This window comes from Tsukamurella conjunctivitidis (genome assembly GCF_007858475.1).
Taxonomy (GTDB): Bacteria; Actinomycetota; Actinomycetes; order Mycobacteriales; family Mycobacteriaceae; genus Tsukamurella; species Tsukamurella conjunctivitidis.
Genome location: NZ_VIGX01000285.1, coordinates 1 through 530, shown reverse-complemented (window position 1 = coordinate 530; position 530 = coordinate 1). Strand labels below are relative to the sequence as shown.

Sequence of the window (530 nt, the reverse complement as noted above, 5' to 3'; positions counted from 1 at the left end):
GTCGCCCTCCTCGATGTGCACCTGCCAGGAGGCAAGGGTGGGGGCGGAGCGGAAGTGGCGGCGGCCTGTGAGGACGTGGAGGGCCTGCGTTTCCTCGCACTGTCGGTCTCCGACGCCCCGGAGGACGTGGTCGCCGTGATCCGGGCGGGGGCACGCGGATACGTCACGAAGTCGATCACCACCGCGGACCTGGTCGAAGCCATCCACCGGGTGGGTGCAGGCGACGCAGCGTTCAGCCCCAGACTGGCGGGATTCGTCCTGGATGCCTTCGGGACGCGCGAGGTCGCGGCCCGCGATGACGAGCTGGATCTGCTCAGTGCCCGCGAGCAGGAGGTCATGCGCCTCATCGCGCGTGGCTACACCTACAAGGAGGTGGCCAGCGAGTTGTTCATCTCCATCAAGACCGTGGAGACCCATGTCTCGGCAGTCCTCCACAAGCTTCAGTTGTCCAACCGCAATGAGCTGACCCGGTGGGCGGTGCGGCGCAACATCGTGTGACCCGGGTGTCGGGTGCCGCGTGCCGGGCATCA

Annotated in this window: 1 protein-coding gene; it reads left to right on the top strand. The window is 67.5% G+C overall.

Annotated elements, in window-relative coordinates; genetic code table 11:
• Positions 1-498: LuxR C-terminal-related transcriptional regulator (locus tag FK530_RS25425; protein WP_146489533.1), on the top strand; the 498-nt coding region annotated here is incomplete at its 5' end.
• Between the last annotated feature and the right edge of the window lie 32 nt (positions 499-530).